The sequence below is a fragment of the Planktosalinus sp. genome, from assembly GCF_059864935.1.
Genome location: NZ_JCBCCK010000091.1, coordinates 1 through 2,976 on the forward strand (window position 1 = coordinate 1; position 2,976 = coordinate 2,976).

The 2,976-nt window shown below is 42.5% G+C and carries 1 protein-coding gene; it reads right to left on the reverse strand.

What is annotated here, in order from left to right; all coding sequences use genetic code 11:
- A partial coding sequence (locus tag AC6F75_RS04100; protein ID WP_500713675.1) for a class I tRNA ligase family protein occupies positions 1-2,976 on the reverse strand: 2,976 nt, incomplete at both ends.

Genomic DNA, 2,976 nt, shown 5'->3' on the forward strand with positions numbered 1-2,976 from the left:
ATTTTCTGAAGCGGTTGGCGCACTTTGATTTTTTCTTTTTGTCGTAAGGATAGAACCAGCGACGAAATGGTCTGTGCTTTTTGCATTTTACTTTCCAGGGCTTTGTCAACAAAAGCAGCGTCAAAGGTTGGAAAATCTGACAAATGCACCGACTCTTCGCCTTTTTTCGCTGTAGCGGAAGTCAAATCTTTATACAAGCGCTCCATAAAAAATGGGGCAACAGGTGCGCTCAGCTGTGCCACATTGACCAAACAGGTATATAAAGTTTGGTAAGCTGAAATTTTATCGGTGCCATAGTCCCCTCTCCAATAACGCCTTCTGCTTAACCTAACAAACCAGTTGCTCAGGTTTTCCTGAACAAAGTCTGAAATGGCACGTGCGGCCTTGGTGGGCTCATAGTCGTTATAATACTCATCAACTCTCTGAATAAGTGTGTGCAGTTCTGAAAGTATCCAACGATCGATCTCAGGTCTTTCATTCAACGGCACATCAGGCTCTGAATAATCAAATTTGTCCAGATTGGCATACAAGCTGAAAAAGCTGTAAGTATTGTAAAGTGTGCCAAAAAATTTACGCCTCACCTCAGCAATACCTTCAATGTCAAATTTGAGATTATCCCAGGGGTTGGCGTTGCTGATCATGTACCAACGAGTGGCATCGGGCCCATAGGTTGAAATGGTTTCAAAAGGGTCAACGGCGTTACCTAATCGTTTGGACATTTTTTGTCCGTTTTTGTCTAAAACCAATCCGTTTGAAACTACGTTTTTATAAGCCACATCGTCAAAAATCATAGTGGAAATAGCGTGCAGGGTATAAAACCAACCTCTTGTTTGGTCAACTCCCTCTGCAATAAAGTCAGCCTTGAAAGCCCCCCTGCCCCCCAAAGGGGTGTTCTTTAACTCTGACTCAATTTTATTCAAAACAGAATCAATATCGCCAATTACTTCTTTATTGGTAAATCGTAAGGTTCTGAAGCCAAAATTTTCCTTCAAAAATGCATCTCTGAAGTCATCTTTCTCTTTTACTGTTGGGTCAGTATGATAACCTCCGTCAACTTCAATCACAAGCTTTTTGGGTAAACAAACAAAGTCTGCAATATATTCATCAATAATATGTTCTCTTCTGAACTTATAGCCATCCAACTTTTTACCCCTCAAACATTCCCATAGAATTTTTTCTGCTTCAGTAGGCTTCTTTTTTCTATTCTTAGCTTTTTCTTTCAGCAAATGATAAGTAGACTTTCGGGCAGTTTGAAATGCAGGAGTGCTATCCCCCCCTCCTTCGGAGGGGGTTGGGGGGAGGCTAAAAGGATAGTGCCATTGTGCATAAGGCATACTTCCTGAGTCAAACCACACATCAATTAAGTCGCTTTCACGCTTCATTGGTTTTCCGGAATCGGAAACCAAAATAATCTGATCCACATAGTTTTTATGCAAATCGATTTTATCATAATTTTCTTCAGACAGATCACCGGGAACAAACTCAGGAAATATGTCTTTCTCCATCACACTGGCTGAGATGGCTTTTTGCATTTCAGCTTTAAGTTCTTCTACAGAACCTATGATTTTTTCTTCCTTACCATCATCTGTTCTCCAAATAGGAAGCGGGATTCCCCAATAACGAGAACGTGAGAGATTCCAATCATTAGCGTTGGCAAGCCAGTTTCCAAAACGGCCTTCACCGGTGGATTTGGGCTTCCAGTTGATGGTTTTGTTCAACTCAAACATACGGTCTTTAAAGTCGGTGACTTTTATAAACCACGAGTCCAGCGGGTAATATAAAATAGGTTTGTCTGTACGCCAGCAATTGGGGTAGCTGTGTACATATTTTTCTACTTTAAAGGCTTTGTTTTCTTCTTTGAGTTTGATGGCGATTTCCACATCCACCGATTTTTCGGGAGCTTGACCGTCATCATAGTATTCATTCTTCACATATTTTCCGGCAAACTCACCCATTTCAGCACGGAATTTTCCTTGTAAATCCACAAGCGGCACAAGATTACCGTTTTTGTCTTTTACCAATAACGGCGGCACTTCCGGTACGGCTTGTTTGGCCACCATGGCATCATCTGCACCAAAAGTAGGCGCGGTATGAACGATACCGGTACCATCTTCAGTAGTTACAAAATCACCTAAAATCACTCTGAAAGCATTTTCAGGATTGTTATGCGGCAAGGCATAAGGCAACAATTGCTCATAACGGATACCTTCAAGGTCTTTGCCTTTGCAATTGGCAGCAATATAGAAGGGGATGGCCCCCCTAGCCCCCGAAGGGGGGACAGATACAAACGCAGTTGCTAATTCTTCAAAATTTTCCGGAGTTTCTGCCTGTACAAATTTCTTGTCAAACTGCTTAGCAACTAAATTTTTTGCCAGCACAACTGCTATAGGTTCAAACGTGTATTGATTGAATGTTTTTACCAACACATAATCAATCTTAGGCCCAACTGTCAATGCCGTATTACTTGGCAAGGTCCAGGGTGTTGTGGTCCAGGCGAGGAAAAAGGTTGCTCCCTGAAAAGCCCCTTCCAACTCCCCCGAAGGGGGAGAATTTAAGTTAAATGCTTTTTCTATAGAGTTTGAAAACCCCCTCCCCTTTGGGGAGGGCTGGGGTGGGGCTTTGAGGACTTTAAACTGCGCCACCACCGTAGTATCACTTACATCCTGATAAGTTCCGGGCTGGTTAAGCTCATGCGAACTTAAACCTGTTCCCGCTTTTGGGGAATACGGCTGAATGGTGTAGCCTTTATACAATAAATCTTTGTGATAGATTTGTTTGAGCAACCACCACACCGTTTCCATATACTTGGACTTGTAAGTGATGTAAGGGTCGTCCATATCCACCCAATAGCCCATTTTTTCGGTGAGGTCGTTCCAGACATCAGTATAGCGCATCACGGCTTTTTTACACGCGGCGTTGTAGTCTTCTACACTTATCTTTTTGCCGATGTCTTCTTTGGTGATGCCCAGTTCTTTT